Source organism: Brucella pseudintermedia, from assembly GCF_008932435.1.
GTDB classification, from domain to species: Bacteria; Pseudomonadota; Alphaproteobacteria; order Rhizobiales; family Rhizobiaceae; genus Brucella; species Brucella pseudintermedia.
On record NZ_WBWE01000005.1, the window covers coordinates 63,924 to 78,196 of the forward strand.

Consider the following 14,273-nt stretch of genomic DNA (forward strand, 5'->3'; position numbering starts at 1 on the left):
ATGAAATACATCACCAAAACCGCCCTGCTGGCGCTCGGCCTGTCGGCAGCCTTCGCTTCGGCCGCATCGGCTGAAACCAAGACGCTCTATATCGGCATGAATGGCGGCAATATGGAGAAGGCCTATACCGAGCATGTCCTGCCGGAATTTGAAAAGGCCAATGACGTCAAGGTCGTTGTCGTGCCGGGCACCTCGGCGGATATTCTCGCCAAGGCAACCGCGCAGAAGGACAATCCGCAGATGCATGTCATGCTGCTCGACGACGGCGTCATGGTGCGCGCGATCAATGCGGGCCTTTGCCAGAAAATCTCCGACGATCCGGTTCTGGCCGACATTCAGCCTGCCGCGCGCCTCAAGGACGACATGGCCATCGGGGTCGATATGGGCATGACCGGCATTGCCTATAACAAGAAGCTTTTTGACGAAAAGGGCTGGGCTGCCCCGACCTCGTGGATGGATTTCGCCGACGAAAAATATGCGAACGCCGTGGTTTTCCAGTCGGCTTCCGCCTCCACTTTCGGTCTCCATGCTTTCCTGATGTTCAACCGCATTCAGGGCGGCGACGACAAGAACCTTGAGCCGGGCTTCGAGAAGTTCCCGGACATGATCGGCAAGAACGTTCTGGAATATATCCCGTCCTCGGCCAAGATTTCGGAAATGGTCCAGACTGGCGAAGCGGCGATCTTCCCGCTGACGCCGACCGGCGTGAACAACCTGAAGGACAAGGGCATTCCGGTTGAATATGCGCAGCCCAAGGAAGGTTCCGTGGTCCTCGCCGTGACCGAATGCGTGCTGGCAGGCAACAGCGAGCCCGAACTGAGCCAGAAGCTCGCGCATTACCTGCTTTCCGCCGATGCGCAGAGCAAGGCGCTCGACCATGGCAACGTCATCCCGTCGAACCAGAAGGCCAAGGCCGGTTCGCCGGAAGCACAGGCCAAGCTCGACGCCTTCAATGGTTACATGAAAACCGCCAAGACGCTTGACTGGGATGCGGTCAATGAAGGCCGTCAGCAGCTGAACAGCCGGTGGAACCGCACCATCGAAAAGTAAGATCAGCACCGTGATCTGAAAAAGCCCGCCTTGGGAAACCGGGGCGGGCTTTTTGCGGCAAGACCGCTTACGCATCGCCTGCCGATATTGTAGCTTGCGCGCAAATCATCCGGCAAATCGATGGATCGGGGCAAGCGTGAACAAAGCGGCAGCACTCGCATTATCTGGAATTCTGGTGGCGGCACCCGCGCTTGCCGAAGACAACTGGAAGCCCGTCGAGGAAATCAAGTTCTACGCCATCGCCGGGAAAACCGGCCCGGAACTTTATGAATCCATCGGCGAGCGCGGTCCCAAGATCGGCGGCGGCAAAACCCGCGTCATCGCCCATACCAGCTATGTGCTGACCTGGGACCGGCAGTTCGACCGCTCCAACAATGCCTGCACGATCCTGTCAGCCACGCCAAAGCTGAAGATCACCTATACGCTGCCGAAGCCCTCGCAGAAACTGACTTCCCCGGTGAAGGAACATTGGGAAACCTTCTATGAAGGCATCCGCAAGCATGAACTTGTGCACGGCGACCATGCCAAGGACATGACGCGGGAGATCGTGCGCCGCACCGTTGGCCTGTCAGTGCCAGACGACCCGAAATGCCAGAAGATCCGCAAGGTGCTGATCAAGGAAATCACCGATATGGTTGACGTGCAGCGCGCTCAGGGCCGCGCCTTCGACCGCGTGGAGATGGGCAATGGCGGCAATGTCCACCAGCTCATTCTGGCGCTGGTGAACGGCGGCTGATTTTCTCCGCCTGAGCTGATCCCATTGAGGCGGATCGGCGCTCTGGCTGTTTGCTTTGCCCCGCAACGAATCCGCCGGTTTGAACCGGATGGAACATTCCCTCCTATCCGCGGAATGAAGAGATTTTTACGCTTGCTTGAACGGGGGCTGTTGACTTCCTAACCAGTTAGTACATTTTAGAGAAAACGGCGCAGCCGGTCATGGCATTTCCGTTCCGAGGTGGAGGACCGGGAGGAACGGATTGCCGCTTGCGACAGGGCCTGCCGGGAAACCGGACGGTTTTCCGACATGCCTTTGGAGCATTTCCAATGGTTCAGTTTACTGGAAATGCTCCGGTTTCGACGGTCGGCCAGGACTGTGGGGAAAGCGAAGTTCACCCCAGGATGCATGGCGCATTCCGGTGAGGCGACCCGCTTTCACCCGGAACCCGAAAAGGGCAGCAGTCCGGAAGCGTTGCGCCGGGAGGAAACCGGGAGAAGCCCCGGGGGGAGGAACATGAAAGCTCTGGTCGAATTTTATTTTACAGCGGCGCGGTTCGCCATTGCCTGCCTTCTCGGCTGCATGGTCGTGCTCGTGTTCGGGAATGTGGTGCTGCGCTATGCCTTCAATCAGGGCATAACGGTTTCGGAAGAATTGTCCCGCATCTTCTTTGTCTGGCTCACCTTTCTGGGTGCGGTTGTCGCCATGCGCGACCATGCGCATCTGGGGGTGGATTCGCTGGTGCGCCGCCTGTCGCCCGCGGGCGCGCGCTTTGCGCTGGTCGCAGGCCATATCATGATGTTCGGCGCGACCTGGCTCGTTCTGTCGGGAAGCTTTACACAGACGCTCATCAACATCCCGACGCTGGCGCCTGCGACAGGCATGTCGATGGGCTGGTTTTATGGCGCAGGGCTGGCTTTTGCCGTGCCGGCGCTCCTCATCATCGCATGGAACGGCTTCGGCATCGCGACCGGGCGGATCGACGTCGCCAGCACGCATTTCGTGACGGATAGCGAGGAGCATGTCACGCCCGTTTCGACCGATGAAGATCGCAAATAGGGCGCGTCGACCATGACCTTGCTTATCTTTCTCGCCGCGCTTCTGGTTCCCATGGCGCTTGGCGTTCCGGTTGCCTTCGCGCTCATCATCAGCGGCGCTGCGCTGATGATGTATATGGATCTGTTCGACGCCCAGATCGTGGCACAGAACGTGCTGAACGGCGCCGACAGTTTTCCGCTGATGGCCGTTCCCTTTTTCCTGCTCGCCGGGGAAATCATGAATGCGGGCGGTCTTTCGCGCCGCATCGTCAACCTGGCGCTGGTCATGGTGGGCCATGTGCGCGGCGGCCTCGGCTTCGTCGCCATCTTCGCGGCTTGCGTCATCGCCAGTCTTTCCGGCTCGGCGGTCGCTGACGCGGCGGCGCTCGGCGCATTGCTGTTTCCCATGATGCGCAATGCCGGGCACGAGCCGGGTCGCGCGGCGGGGCTGATCGCCTCTGCCTCGATCATCGCGCCGATCATCCCGCCATCCATCGGCTTCATCCTGTTTGGCGTGGTCGGCGGGGTTTCGATCACCAAGCTGTTTCTGGCAGGGATTTTTCCCGGCCTGATGATTGCCGTGGCGCTGTGCGTGACATGGTTCATCCTCGCCCGCCGCGAGCAGTTCGAACTGCCGGAGAAGGCCGCGCCGGGTGCGCGGATGCGGGCTTTCCTCGACAGCATCTGGGCCCTGATGCTGCCGGTCATCATCATTGTCGGCCTTCGCTTCGGCGTGTTCACGCCGACGGAGGCGGGCGTGGTTGCCGCTGTCTATTCGCTGTTCGTCGCCACCGTGATCTATCGTGAATTGCCGCTGTCACGGCTCTATCCGGCCATGGTGGATGCGGCGAAGACGACCGCCGTGGTGATGTTCCTCGTGGCAAGCGCCAGCGTTTCGGCCTGGATGATTACGGTCGCTGACGTGCCGGGTGAACTGGCCGAACTGGTGCGACCTTTGATGGATAACCAGACACTGCTGCTGCTTGCGATCATGCTCATGGTTGTTCTTGTCGGCATGGCGATGGACATGACTCCGACGATCCTGATCCTGACGCCGGTGCTGATGCCGATCATCAGGGAGGCGGGCATCGATCCGGTCTATTTCGGCGTGCTGTTCATCATCAACAATTCCATCGGCCTCATCACACCGCCCGTCGGCACGGTGCTGAATGTGGTGTGCGGCGTCGCGCGCCTGCCGTTCGAAAAGGTGATGACGGGCGTGCTGCCGTTCCTGATCGCGCAACTGGCGGTGCTTTTCCTGATGGTGCTGTTTCCGCAACTGGTGACAGTCCCGATGGGCTGGTTTCATTGAATCGAGGGCGGGCGCCGCGCCAAGCGGCCCTGAAGACATTGAAATAACGAGTGGGAGGAAGACATGAAGAACATACTGAAGACAATGGCATTGGGCGTGGTTCTGCCGCTGGCCCTGATGACGACAACGGCCATGGCCGAAATCCGTTCGCAGACGATCAAGTTTGCCGCCGCCAACAGCAAGGGCCACCCGCAGGTGACGGGCATGGAGAAATTTGCAGAGCTGGTGAAGGAAAAGAGCGACGGTCAGATCAATGTGAAACTTTTTCCCGGCGGCGTGCTGGGCAGCGATCCGCAGACGCTTTCCGGCTTGCAGGGCGGTGTCGTGGAAATGACGGTGATGAATGCGGGCATCCTGTCCAGCACCGTCAAGGCATTCGAGGCCGTCGATCTGCCCTTCCTGTTCAACAGCGGCGAGGAAGCCGATAAGGTCATGGATGGCCCGTTCGGCACCAACCTGATGAAGCGCCTGCCTGATACGGGACTGGTCGGGCTTGCCTATTGGGAGCTCGGTTTCCGCAACCTGACCAATAACCGCCATCCGGTCGCGAAACTGGAGGATATTGCGGGGCTGAAAATCCGCACCCTGCAATCGCCGGTGCCGGTGGCCCTGTTCAACACGCTTGGCGCCAATGCGGTTCCGCTGCCCTATACCGAGCTTTATACGGCGCTTGAAACCGGCACGGTCGACGGGCAGGAAAACCCCAACGCCAACATCATCAATGCCAAGTTCTATGAAGTGCAGAAATATCTGACGCTGACGCGCCACCAGTACAATCCGCAGATCGTGATGATCAGCAAGAAGTTCTGGGACCGCCTCAACGATGAGGAAAAGGCAGTGATCGAACAGGCGGCGGTCGAGGCGCGCGATTACCAGCGCAAGGTTTCCCGCGAGCAGGACGCGACGGCGCTCGACGAGATCAGGAAGACGGGAATGCAGGTAACCGAACTGACGCCGGAAGAAACCGCGCGCCTGCGCGATGCGGTAAAGCCGGTCATCGACAAGTTTACCGCCGAAATCGGTGCGGAAACCGTCAATGAGCTCTTTGCCGAATTGAAGAAGGTTCGCGGCGGAAATTAAAACGGTACGCGCAGGCCGATACCGGATAAAACGGTTCCGGGCGGGTTTGCCCGGAGCCGGAAGAAAACTCCGGTCCGACCGGAGACAGGAGCGTGACATGAAGACTTCGATAGCAACCGTCTCCATCAGCGGCGATCTCCAGCAGAAGCTGGGGGCCATCGCCAAGGCCGGTTTTGACGGGGTGGAGATTTTCGAGAATGATTTTCTCACCTTTGACGAAAGCCCGCGTCAGGTGGGCCGGATGGCGCGCGACCTGGGGCTTGAAATCACGCTTTTCCAACCCTTCCGCGATTTCGAAGGCATGCCGGAACCGCTGCGCAGCCGCACTTTCGACCGGGCGGAACGCAAGTTCGACCTGATGCAGGAGCTGGGCACCGATCTCGTTCTGGTCTGCTCCAACGTGTCGCCTGCTGCCATTGGCGGCATCGACCGGGCCGCGGACGATTTTCGCGAGCTTGGCGAGCGGGCGGCGCGGCGCAATCTGCGCGTCGGTTACGAGGCGCTTGCCTGGGGCCGCCATATCAGCGACCACCGCGATGCATGGGAGATCGTGCGCCGCGCCGACCATCCCAATGTCGGGCTGATCCTCGACAGTTTTCACACGCTGGCGCGCAAGATCGACGTGAATTCGATCCGCTCCATTCCGAAGGACAAGCTTTTCATCATCCAGATGGCGGATGCGCCGCTGATCGACATGGACCTGCTTTACTGGAGCCGCCATTATCGCAACATGCCAGGCGAGGGCGACCTGCCGGTGCTGGATTTCATGCGTGCGGTGGCCGCGACCGGCTATGACGGCTATTTCTCGCTTGAAATCTTCAACGACCAGTTCCGCGGCGGATCGCCCGCCACCATCGCTGCCGATGGACGCCGTTCGCTCATCTATCTTGGCGATCAGGTTCGCCGGGTAGAGCCGGACAACAGGCTGACGGTTGCCGCCATGCCGCCCCGCGCAAGGGTGCACCGTGTCGGCTTTGTCGAGTTTGCCACCCACGCCGAAGAGGCCGAACGGCTCGTCGCCGCTGTCGGCGCGCTGGGGTTCAGGCTTGCGGGCAAACATCGCACCAAGGATGTCGCGCTCTACCGGCAGGGCGGCATCAATCTCGTCATCAATACGGATACGCGCGGCTTCGCAAGCTCGGCCTATGCCGTCCACGGCACCGCAGCCTATGCAATGGGGCTCGTCGTGGGCGATGCGTCGGAAGCCCATGCGCGCGCCGTTGCCATGGGTGCGGAGAATTTTGAACAGCCGCTCGATCCGGGTGAAATTGCCATGCCCGCCATCCGCGGCGTGGGCGGCGGGCTGATCTATTTTCTCGATGAAAAGACCGATCTGGCCCGCATCTTCGATATCGAGTTTGAACCCGTCGCAACAGATGATGCGGCGGCAGGTGTCGGCCTCACACACATCGATCACATTGCCCAGACGATGAAGTTCGACGAACTTCTGACCTGGCTGCTTTTCTACACCTCGCTCACGGAAACGCGGAAATCGCCCATGGTCGATATTGTCGATCCGGGCGGCGTCGTGCGCAGCCAGGTGGTGGAAAACGACGAGGGAACGCTGCGCATCACGCTCAACGGCGCGGAAAACCGACGCACGCTGGCCGGCCGCTTCATCGCCGAAACCTTCGGCTCTGGCATCCAGCATCTGGCCTTCGCGACGGACGATATCTTTGCCACCGCTGCAGCCTTGCGCGGCAACGGCTTCCACACGCTGGAAATCTCGCCGAATTATTACGACGATCTGGAAGCGCGGCTCGGTCTCGATCCGGAATTCACCGATCGGCTCAAGGCCGCGAACGTGCTTTATGACCGCGACGAGAGCGGCGAATATTTCCAGCTCTACAGCCCCACCGACGATCAGGGCTTCTTTTTCGAAGTCGTACAAAGGCAGGGCTACAAAGGGTATGGCGCGGCCAATGCGATCTTCCGCATTGCCGCGCTGCGGCGCTACATGCGCCCGGCGGGCATGCCGAAAAGTGCAGCGGCACTTTGATCGCTGGGGGAGAGGGAACCATGGGAAAGGCGCTCGCCAAGGCGCAGACGCGCAAGAACGATCCCGACGCAACGCGGGAAAATATTCTCGACGTTGCGGGGCGGGAGTTCGTGGCATCGGGGTTTTCCGGCGCGCGCGTGGATGAGATCGCGGCGCAGACCCGCACGTCCAAGCGCATGATCTATTATTATTTCGGCAGCAAGGAGGGGCTTTATCTCGCCGTGCTGGAACGCGCCTATGGAAAGATACGTGCGCTTGAAAGCTCGCTGTCGCTCGACGATCAGGACCCGGAATCCGCCATGCGCAGTCTGGTGGAAAGCACCTTCGACCATGACGACGCCAATCCGGATTTCGTGCGGCTGGTCGCGGTGGAAAACATTCACCGCGCCGAACATATGGAACGTTCCGACGTCCTGTCGCGCCAGAATGTGACCATTCTGGAAACGATCGAGAAAATCCTTGAGCGCGGGCGCGAGCAGGGCGTCTTCCAGCGCCGCATTTCCGCGCTCGACCTTCACATGCTGATCAGCGCGCAGTGTTTTTTCCGCGTTTCCAACAGGCACACATTCGGCGCGATCTTCGGCACCGACCTGATGGCGTCCGACGTGAAGGCGCGGCATCGCCGCCTGATCAGCGACGCGATCATCGCCCTTTTGAAAAGCCCGGAATAGCGGGGGTCGGCGCGCCGACCGATCCTGTGGAGAACAAGAATTGAGACGTGAAGTGACGAAACGCCGTGTCCATGTGGGTCTGGTCGGCGCAAATATCCAGCGTTCGCTCTCGCCGGCAATGCATATGCGGGAGGGCGCGGCGGCGGGTCTCGCCTATCGTTACGATATCATCGATATTGCCGCCAATGGCCGTTCCGCACAGGATCTGCCCGCGCTTGTCGGCGAGGCGGAGGCTGCGGGCTTCGCCGGTCTCAACATCACCCATCCCTGCAAGCAGGCGGCGGTGGCGCTGGTCGATGAACTTTCGCCCCATGCCTCGGCCTTGCAATCGATCAACACCGTGGTGTTTTCCGATGGCAGGCGCATCGGCCACAACACTGACTGGTGGGGCTATGCGGAAGGGTTTCGCCGGGGCTTACCCGGTGCGTCGCTGGCGCGTGTGGTGCTGCTTGGTGCGGGCGGGGCCGGGGTCGCCGTTGCCTATGCGCTCGCCGAAATGGGTGCGCGGGAAGTGCACATCTTCGACCTCGACGCAGCGAAAGTCGATGCGGTCATCGGCAAGCTTGTCGCGGCGCAGCCGCAATGCAGTTTCATTGCGGGTTCCGATCTGGAGCGAACGCTGGCGGGTGCGTCCGGTCTGGTCCACGCGACGCCGACGGGCATGGATGCGCATCCCGGCCTGCCGCTCGCGCCTCTGCTGGTGCAGCCTCACCTCTGGGTTTCGGATATCGTCTATTTTCCCTTGCAGACGCCGCTGGTCCGGCTTGCGAAGGAGCGCGGATGCCGCGTGCTCGATGGCGGCGGGATGGCGGTGTTTCAGGCGGTCGGCGCATTCGAGCTGTTCAGCGGCATCAAGGCCGATCCAGACCGGATGCTTGCCCATTTCGCGCAGTTGCAAGCGCGGAACTAGAGCAATAAAGGCTCTTCAAAAATGGACGCAAGGATAAGTTTCCGGATTCTGCGCTAACGACTCTGGTCTCCAGAGCCGCTATCTTCAATCATCTGGTAGAGCAAGCATAAATCACCGAACAGCACGTTTCTATTCAAGCGTGTTGATGAAGATGCTTTGTGTTTTTGCGGGATCGCTTGTTGAAGAATTGGCGTTGGAGGTTCTCGTGAGTATAAATTTCAGATCATCGGGTATATCTGCTGCGCGCATGTCGTCACGGCGCATCCTTGTCGCGGGCGGCGCGGGATTTCTCGGCTCTCATCTTTGCGAGCGTCTTCTGAATGAAGGAAACTTCGTCATCTGCGTCGATAATTTTTCGACGGGGCGGCTTGAGAACCTGCGCAATCTCCTGCGTTACGACACGTTCAGCTTCGTGCGCCACGATATCGTCAACCCGATCGACCTGCCGGTGGACGAGATTTACAATCTGGCGTGCCCGGCTTCGCCGCCGCATTATCAGGCCGATCCGGTGCATACGATGAAGACGAGCGTCATCGGCTCGCTCAACCTGCTGGAACTCGCAGCCCATTATCAGGCGCGGATTTTCCAGGCATCGACTTCGGAAGTCTATGGCGACCCGCAAACCCATCCGCAGCCGGAAGCCTATTGGGGCAATGTCAACTCCTTCGGCCCCCGGTCCTGCTATGATGAAGGCAAGCGCTCGGCTGAAACGCTGTTCTACGATTTTCACAAGCAATATGGCGTCGATATCCGCATCGTGCGCATCTTCAACACCTATGGCCCGCGCATGCGGCCCGATGACGGGCGCGTCGTGTCGAACTTCATCGTTCAGGCGTTGAAGCGCGAAGACATCACCATCTATGGCGACGGCTCGCAGACCCGTTCCTTCTGTTATGTCGACGATCTGATCGAAGGTTTCAGCCGTCTGATGAACAGCCAGATCCGCAAGCCCGTCAATCTCGGCAATCCGGGCGAGTTCACCGTGCGTGAACTGGCCGAGCAGATCATCGCGCTGACCGGTTCGTCATCGCGGATCGTCTATCGTCCGCTGCCGACTGACGATCCGCGCCAGCGCCGTCCCGACATCATGCTCGCCAAGCGCGAGCTTGGCTGGGAACCGCAGATAGCGCTTGTCGAAGGACTGAAGCAGACGATCGCCTATTTCGAACGCCAGCTTGTCAGGCCAACGGGCGAGCTTTTCGAGGTGGCGAGATGACACGGCCCAACATCCTCGTCACCGGCGGCGCGGGCTTCATTGGAAGCCATACGGCCAAGCTCCTGCATGGGAGCGGATTCTCGCCGGTCGTCTATGACAACCTGTCGACGGGCCACCGGTCTTCCGTGCGCTGGGGCGAGTTTGTCGAGGGGGACACGCTTTCTCAAGATCAGCTTGTCGCTGCGATCAGGAGCTTCGATCCGGCTGCGATCATTCACTTTGCCGCCTCGGCCTATGTGGGGGAATCCGTCACGGACCCGGCGAAATATTATCGCAACAATGTCGGCGGCATCCAGTCCGTTCTGGAAGCAAGCCGCCTGACGGGCGGACGCCCCGTCATCTTTTCGTCGAGCTGCGCCACCTATGGCATTCCTGAGGTGCTGCCGATCCGTGAAGGGCAAACACAAAACCCGATCAATCCCTATGGCCGCACGAAGCTGATTGCCGAACATATGCTGGCCGACTATTCGGCAGCCTATGGCTTGCCCTATGCGGCGCTGCGCTATTTCAACGCCTGCGGCGCCGATCTGGATGGCGAACTGGGCGAAAAGCACGATCCCGAAACCCATCTGATACCGCGCGCCATGCTGGCTGCGGCCGGAAAGGCGGATTGCCTAGAAGTTTATGGCGATGATTACGAGACGCCGGACGGCACCTGCATTCGCGACTATATTCACGTGGTCGATCTGGCGCGGGCCCATGTGCTTGCGGTCGAGCATCTTTTGAATGGCGGCGGCAATCTGGTTCTCAATCTGGGAACCGGGCGCGGAACATCCATCCGGGAAATCGTGGATGCGATAGACCGGCTAACCGGCCGCACAGTGCCCGTCGAAATGCGCCCCCGCCGGGCGGGCGACCCGCCGGTGCTTTATGCCGATCCGGCTGAAGCGGCTGCGAAGCTCGGCTTCCGCACGCTTCATTCCGATCTCGACACGATCATCCGCACGGCAGCACCCTTCTTTGGTCTGGAGATGCGGTCATGACACGGCGCGATCTTCATCCTGCCTTTGATAGGGGTAAACCGGAACCTTTGCTGGCGCCGATCTTTACGGGCCGCAAGCGGTTGGAATATATGGCGGGCATTGTGCTCTGGGCGCTCGCCATTGCCTATTTCTGGCAATGGTGGTTCATCAGCGCAACGCACAATCACCTGCTCGGCTCCATTCTGGTGACGGCGCTTCTGGCCTGGATCACGATCCTGCCGCTTTACTTCATCACGGTTTTCTTCCACGCGGCACGCCCGACCGGACCGCTTCGCATTCCTGCTGGAAGCCGCGTTGCCATGGTCGTCACCAAGGCCCCGTCGGAACCCTTCGCGGTGGTGGCAGAAACCTTGCGCGCCATGCTGGCGCAGGATGTGCCGCACGATACATGGCTTGCCGATGAGGACCCGTCGCCCTCGACGCTTGCCTGGTGCCGGGAGCATGGCGTTTTCGTTTCCACGCGCAAGGGCCGCGCCGATTATCACCGGCAGAGCTGGCCGCGCCGCACCCGCTGCAAGGAAGGCAATCTCGCCTTCTTCTACGACCATTATGGTTATGAACGCTATGATTTCGTATCGCAGCTCGATGCAGACCATGTGCCGGAACCGGGTTATCTCTTCAACATATTGCGGCCCTTCGCCGATCCGGCAGTCGGCTATGTTTCCGCGCCAAGTATCTGTGACCGCAACGCCCATGAAAGCTGGTCGGCGCGCGGACGCCTCTATGTGGAGGCGAGCATGCACGGCTCATTGCAGGCCGGTTATAATGGCGGCTTCGCCCCGGTCTGCATCGGTTCCCATTATGCGGTGCGCACGGCGGCGCTCAAGGAAATCGGCGGTCTTGGACCGGAACTGGCCGAAGATCATTCCACGACCCTGTTCATGAACGCGCATGGCTGGCGGGGCGTTCATGCGCTGGACGCCATCGCCCATGGCGACGGTCCGCGCACCTTCGCCGATCTTGTGACGCAAGAGTTCCAGTGGTCGCGCAGCCTTGTGATGATCCTGCTGCAATATACGCCAAAACTGATCGGGCGGCTGCCGCTGCGCCTCAAGATCCAGTTCCTGTTCTCGCAGCTCTGGTATCCGCTCTATGCCTTCTTTCTGGCGCTGACATTCGTGCTGCCGATAGCCATCCTGATCTATGGCGATAATTTCGTCAGCGTCACCTATCCTGCCTTCCTGATGCACTTCATGCCGCAGTCGCTGGTGATTTTGGCGCTGGCATTCTGGTGGCGGTCGAGCAGGACGTTCCGCCCCGTCGACGGCAGGATTTTCAGCTGGGAGGCGATGCTGTTCCTGCTGGCGCGCTGGCCGTGGGTTCTGGCTGGCACCTTCGCGGCTTTCCGCGACTGGCTGACCGGTTCCTTTGTCGATTTTCGCGTCACGCCGAAGGGGTCATCGGAAGTCGATCCGGTGCCGCTGCGGGTGATCGCTCCCTATGCGCTGATCTCCGGCCTGTCCATCTTGCCGGTGCTCTTGGTCGACAATGCCGACCAGACGCGAGGCTTCTTCATCTTCGCCATCCTCAATGCGTGTTTCTACCTGTTCCTGATGGCGATGATCGTCATCCAGCACACGCGGGAAAATCAGGTGCGGATGACGAGCCGCCTCTATCGACCGGCAATGGCATGCAGTTTTACGGCGCTGGTGGCGCTGACCGGTTTCACGACCGCCGAACGCGGACGCGACGGCATTGAGGCTCTGAGCTGGGGCACAAAAAGCTTCACGATCTTTGACGACCGCTTCTCGGTTGCAGGGGCTGGCAGAGGCGGGCGCGACGTTCACCGGACAGTCTTCAACCCACGCTGGCGCACCGGTGCGGCCAGCGCAATAAACTAGGCGAAAGAGGCGCGACGATTATGAAGATCGCTGTCATCGGTACGGGATATGTCGGATTGGTCAGCGGCGCCTGTTTCGCGGCCTGGGGACACGAGGTCGTCTGCGTCGATAAGGACGAGCGCAAGATTGTCCGGCTGGAGCGCGGCATCGTGCCGATCTACGAGCAGGGGCTGGATGAACTGGTGGAACGCGGCTTCGCCTTTGGCCGTCTCCGGTTCACCACCAATCTGGCGGAAGCCGTCCGGGGCGCGGCGCTTGTCTTCATCGCCGTCGGAACGCCGGCGCGTGCGGGTCACGGCGATGCGGACCTGTCTTTCGTCTATATGGCCGCCCGTGAACTTGCGCCTTTGATCGACGACAACAGCGTCGTCGCGGTCAAGTCCACCGTTCCGGTCGGCACCGGCGATGTGGTGCAGAAGATCATCGGCTCGGTCAGGAGGCCGGGAACTTTTTCCGTCGCGTCCAATCCGGAATTTCTGCGCGAGGGTGTCGCGATCAGCGACTTTCTGGAGCCGGATCGCGTTGTCATCGGCGTCGAGGATGAGCGGGCGCGTTCCGTGCTCGTCGCCCTTTACGCGCCGCCGCTCGAACCCCGCCAGACGCCGATCCTGATCACGCAGCGGCGGACGGCGGAACTCATCAAATATGCCGCCAATGCCTTTCTCGCCACCAAGATCACCTTCATCAACGAACTGGCGGATCTGTGCGAGGAAGTTGGCAGCGATGTCACCGAACTGGCGCTCGGCATGGGGCTGGACAAGCGTATCGGCACCAGTTTTCTCAATGCGGGACCGGGTTATGGCGGCTCCTGCTTCCCGAAGGATACGATTGCGCTGCTGCGCACCGCCCAGGACCACGGGGTGGCCCTGCGACTGGTCGAGGAGACCGTGACGGTCAATGAAGCGCGCAAGCGCCGCATGGCGCTGAAGGTGCTGGATGCGCTTGGCGGCAGCGTCGAAGGCCGGACGGTTGCCATCCTCGGCCTGACGTTCAAACCCGACACGGACGATATGCGCGATGCGCCGTCCATTCCGCTTATCGAGACCTTGCAGCGCTTTGGCGCCAGCATTCGCGCCTACGATCCGGCGGGAATGGAGAATGCCCGCCGCCTGCTCGGCGAGGTCGAGTTCCATGACGATCCCTATGAATGCCTCAGCGCCGCTGACGCTGCCGTGGTCGTGACCGAATGGGACAGCATTCGCAAGCTCGATCTTGCCCGGGTGAAGCAGATCATGCGGAACGCCGTGATCGTCGACCTGCGCAATGTCTTTTCACCGGCGATTGCCGGGAGCCTGGGCTTCCGGATTTCGACAATCGGCCATCCCGTTCAACAGCGGCAGGAAACAAGAGCAACAAACGTTCTGCCGCAGGCGCGCATCCGTCAATCGCAAGAACCTTTGGCGGGTGCGCGCAACCTTAAGGTGGTGGGAGGTTCAAATGAAACATTCGAAGCTTGAGG

The 14,273-nt window shown here is 60.6% G+C and carries 12 protein-coding genes; all 12 read left to right on the forward strand.

Annotation, left to right across the window (positions count from 1 at the left end; translation table 11 throughout):
- Complete coding sequence (locus F9K78_RS08040; protein WP_121986703.1) at nucleotides 1-1,050, forward strand: ABC transporter substrate-binding protein; 1,050 nt, start codon at nucleotides 1-3, stop codon at nucleotides 1,048-1,050.
- A gap of 136 nt (nucleotides 1,051-1,186) precedes the next feature.
- Complete coding sequence (locus tag F9K78_RS08045; RefSeq protein ID WP_121986753.1) at nucleotides 1,187-1,786, forward strand: DUF922 domain-containing Zn-dependent protease; 600 nt, start codon at nucleotides 1,187-1,189, stop codon at nucleotides 1,784-1,786.
- Nucleotides 1,787-2,281: 495 nt separating this feature from the next.
- Entirely contained in the window at nucleotides 2,282-2,824 is a 543-nt protein-coding gene (locus tag F9K78_RS08050; RefSeq protein WP_121986702.1) for a TRAP transporter small permease, read from the forward strand.
- A 12-nt stretch (nucleotides 2,825-2,836) separates the two neighbouring features.
- Nucleotides 2,837-4,114: a TRAP transporter large permease subunit gene (locus F9K78_RS08055; RefSeq protein WP_121980880.1), complete on the forward strand. Its 1,278-nt coding sequence runs from the start codon at nucleotides 2,837-2,839 to the stop codon at nucleotides 4,112-4,114.
- 63 nt (nucleotides 4,115-4,177) lie between these two features.
- The gene (locus F9K78_RS08060; protein ID WP_121986701.1) at nucleotides 4,178-5,194 is read left to right on the forward strand and encodes a TRAP transporter substrate-binding protein; all 1,017 of its coding nucleotides are present in this window, start codon (nucleotides 4,178-4,180) and stop codon (nucleotides 5,192-5,194) included.
- Nucleotides 5,195-5,291: 97 nt separating this feature from the next.
- On the forward strand, nucleotides 5,292-7,193 hold the full coding sequence (locus F9K78_RS08065; protein ID WP_121986700.1) for a bifunctional sugar phosphate isomerase/epimerase/4-hydroxyphenylpyruvate dioxygenase family protein: 1,902 nt from the start codon (nucleotides 5,292-5,294) through the stop codon (nucleotides 7,191-7,193).
- Nucleotides 7,194-7,213: 20 nt separating this feature from the next.
- Nucleotides 7,214-7,864: a TetR/AcrR family transcriptional regulator gene (locus F9K78_RS08070; RefSeq protein ID WP_151682123.1), complete on the forward strand. Its 651-nt coding sequence runs from the start codon at nucleotides 7,214-7,216 to the stop codon at nucleotides 7,862-7,864.
- A gap of 40 nt (nucleotides 7,865-7,904) precedes the next feature.
- Nucleotides 7,905-8,774 (forward strand): shikimate dehydrogenase, encoded by an 870-nt coding sequence (locus F9K78_RS08075; protein ID WP_121986698.1) that lies wholly within the window; start codon nucleotides 7,905-7,907, stop codon nucleotides 8,772-8,774.
- Nucleotides 8,775-9,021: 247 nt separating this feature from the next.
- Entirely contained in the window at nucleotides 9,022-9,990 is a 969-nt protein-coding gene (locus tag F9K78_RS08080) for a UDP-glucuronic acid decarboxylase family protein (RefSeq protein WP_121986752.1), read from the forward strand.
- A complete protein-coding gene (gene galE, locus F9K78_RS08085) occupies nucleotides 9,987-10,973 on the forward strand; it encodes a UDP-glucose 4-epimerase GalE (protein WP_121986697.1) in 987 nt (328 codons plus the stop codon). Before F9K78_RS08080 ends, galE begins: the two co-directional genes overlap by 4 nt.
- On the forward strand, nucleotides 10,970-12,814 hold the full coding sequence (locus F9K78_RS08090) for a glycosyltransferase family 2 protein (RefSeq protein ID WP_121986696.1): 1,845 nt from the start codon (nucleotides 10,970-10,972) through the stop codon (nucleotides 12,812-12,814). Before galE ends, F9K78_RS08090 begins: the two co-directional genes overlap by 4 nt.
- Before the next feature lie 20 nt (nucleotides 12,815-12,834).
- Nucleotides 12,835-14,271, forward strand: coding sequence for a UDP-glucose dehydrogenase family protein (locus F9K78_RS08095; protein ID WP_121986695.1), 1,437 nt, complete (start codon nucleotides 12,835-12,837; stop codon nucleotides 14,269-14,271).
- Nucleotides 14,272-14,273: the final 2 nt, after the last annotated feature.

Bases quoted from the DNA above. Each gene is read 5' to 3' on its own strand.
- F9K78_RS08080 (WP_121986752.1), top strand. From the start codon at position 9,022: ATGTCGTCACGGCGCATCCTTGTCGCGGGCGGCGCGGGATTTCTCGGC.
- F9K78_RS08065 (WP_121986700.1), top strand. From the start codon at position 5,292: ATGAAGACTTCGATAGCAACCGTCTCCATCAGCGGCGATCTCCAGCAG.
- F9K78_RS08040 (WP_121986703.1), top strand. From the start codon at position 1: ATGAAATACATCACCAAAACCGCCCTGCTGGCGCTCGGCCTGTCGGCA.
- galE (WP_121986697.1), top strand. From the start codon at position 9,987: ATGACACGGCCCAACATCCTCGTCACCGGCGGCGCGGGCTTCATTGGA.
- F9K78_RS08050 (WP_121986702.1), top strand. From the start codon at position 2,282: ATGAAAGCTCTGGTCGAATTTTATTTTACAGCGGCGCGGTTCGCCATT.
- F9K78_RS08060 (WP_121986701.1), top strand. From the start codon at position 4,178: ATGAAGAACATACTGAAGACAATGGCATTGGGCGTGGTTCTGCCGCTG.
- F9K78_RS08090 (WP_121986696.1), top strand. From the start codon at position 10,970: ATGACACGGCGCGATCTTCATCCTGCCTTTGATAGGGGTAAACCGGAA.
- F9K78_RS08070 (WP_151682123.1), top strand. From the start codon at position 7,214: ATGGGAAAGGCGCTCGCCAAGGCGCAGACGCGCAAGAACGATCCCGAC.
- F9K78_RS08095 (WP_121986695.1), top strand. From the start codon at position 12,835: ATGAAGATCGCTGTCATCGGTACGGGATATGTCGGATTGGTCAGCGGC.
- F9K78_RS08055 (WP_121980880.1), top strand. From the start codon at position 2,837: ATGACCTTGCTTATCTTTCTCGCCGCGCTTCTGGTTCCCATGGCGCTT.